Source organism: Stenotrophomonas sp. KH_029 (genome assembly GCF_057839765.1).
Map to the genome: position 1 here is coordinate 4,250,001 of NZ_CM174498.1, position 2,500 is coordinate 4,252,500.

The following is a 2,500-nucleotide window of genomic DNA, read 5'->3' on the forward strand; positions in this document are numbered from 1 at the left end:
GCGTACCACTTTAAATGGCGAACAGCCATACCCTTGGGACCGACTACAGCCCCAGGATGTGATGAGCCGACATCGAGGTGCCAAACACCGCCGTCGATATGAACTCTTGGGCGGTATCAGCCTGTTATCCCCGGAGTACCTTTTATCCGTTGAGCGATGGCCCTTCCATACAGAACCACCGGATCACTAAGTCCTAGTTTCCTACCTGCTTGATCCGTCGATCTTGCAGTCAAGCACGCTTATGCCTTTGCACACAGTGCGCGATGTCCGACCGCGCTGAGCGTACCTTCGAGCTCCTCCGTTACTCTTTAGGAGGAGACCGCCCCAGTCAAACTACCCACCATACACGGTCCCCGATCCAGATTATGGACCTAGGTTAGAACGTCAAGCACGACAGGGTGGTATTTCAAGGATGGCTCCACTGCAGCTAGCGCCACAGTTTCATAGCCTCCCACCTATCCTACACAGACGAACTCAACGTTCAGTGTAAAGCTATAGTAAAGGTTCACGGGGTCTTTCCGTCTTGCCACGGGAACGCTGCATCTTCACAGCGATTTCAATTTCACTGAGTCTCGGGTGGAGACAGCGCCGCTGTCGTTACGCCATTCGTGCAGGTCGGAACTTACCCGACAAGGAATTTCGCTACCTTAGGACCGTTATAGTTACGGCCGCCGTTTACTGGGGCTTCGATCAAGAGCTTCGCCTTGCGGCTGACCCCATCAATTAACCTTCCAGCACCGGGCAGGCGTCACACCCTATACGTCCACTTTCGTGTTTGCAGAGTGCTGTGTTTTTGATAAACAGTCGCAGCGGCCTGGTTACTGCGGCCCTCTTCAGCTATAGCTCGCATGAGCCACCAAAAAGGGCGCACCTTCTCCCGAAGTTACGGTGCCATGTTGCCTAGTTCCTTCACCCGAGTTCTCTCAAGCGCCTGAGAATTCTCATCCTACCCACCTGTGTCGGTTTACGGTACGGTCTGCGTAAGCTGAAGCTTAGGAGCTTTTCCTGGAAGCGTGGTATCAGTGACTTCGCCTTAAAGGCTCGTCTCGGTGCTCGGTCTTAAAGGATCCCGGATTTGCCAAAGATCCAAACCTACCGCCTTTCCCCCGGACAACCAACGCCGGGTACACCTAACCTTCTCCGTCCCTCCATCGCACTTACGCGAGGTGCAGGAATATTAACCTGCTTCCCATCGACTACGACTTTCGTCCTCGCCTTAGGGGCCGACTCACCCTGCGCCGATTAACGTTGCGCAAGGAAACCTTGGGCTTTCGGCGTGCGGGTTTTTCACCCGCATTATCGTTACTCATGTCAGCATTCGCACTTCCGATACCTCCAGCAGACTTCTCAATCCACCTTCAACGGCTTACGGAACGCTCCTCTACCGCGTACATATAAATATGCACACCCCAAGCTTCGGTTCACTGCTTAGCCCCGTTAAATCTTCCCCGCAGACCGACTCGACCAGTGAGCTATTACGCTTTCTTTAAAGGGTGGCTGCTTCTAAGCCAACCTCCTGGCTGTCTGTGCCTTTCCACATGGTTTTCCACTTAGCAGTGAATTTGGGACCTTAGCTGTGGGTCTGGGTTGTTTCCCTTTTCACGACGGACGTTAGCACCCGCCGTGTGTCTCCCATACAGTCCGTCTCGGTATTCGGAGTTTGCAATGGTTTGGTAAGTCGCGATGACCCCCTAGCCATAACAGTGCTCTACCCCCGAGAGGATACATATGAGGCGCTACCTAAATAGCTTTCGAGGAGAACCAGCTATCTCCGGGTTCGATTAGCTTTTCACTCCTAATCACAGCTCATCCCCGTCTTTTGCAACAGACGTGGGTTCGGGCCTCCAGTACCTGTTACGGCACCTTCACCCTGGCCATGACTAGATCACCCGGTTTCGGGTCTACTGCCCGCGACTATGCGCCCTTATCAGACTCGGTTTCCCTTCGCCTCCCCTATACGGTTAAGCTTGCCACGAACAGTAAGTCGCTGACCCATTATACAAAAGGTACGCAGTCACCCCTTGCGAGGCTCCTACTGCTTGTACGCACACGGTTTCAGGATCTATTTCACTCCCCTCTCCGGGGTTCTTTTCGCCTTTCCCTCACGGTACTGGTTCACTATCGGTCGGTCAGTAGTATTTAGCCTTGGAGGATGGTCCCCCCATGTTCAGACAGGGTTTCACGTGCCCCGCCCTACTCGTCTTCACTGGAGTGGCCCTTTTAAATACAGGGCTATCACCTTCTATGGCCAGCCGTTCCAGGCTGTTTTTCTAGAACCATTCCAGCTTAAGGGCTAGTCCCCGTTCGCTCGTCGCTACTCAGGGAATCTCGGTTGATTTCTTTTCCTCTGGTTACTTAGATATTTCAGTTCACCAGGTTCGCTTCCAGCAGCTATGTATTCACTGCAGGATACCCGCAAGCGGGTGGGTTTCCCCATTCGGACATTACCGGATCAAAGCTTGTTGCCAGCTCCCCGATACTTTTCGCAGGCTGCCACGTC

Annotated in this window: 1 rRNA gene (running past both ends of the window); it reads right to left on the reverse strand. The window is 53.5% G+C overall.

Going from position 1 to position 2,500, the window contains the following annotated elements:
* Positions 1–2,500, reverse strand: a 23S ribosomal RNA gene (locus tag AC3ITM_RS18980) (it extends past both window edges: 327 nt to the left, 54 nt to the right).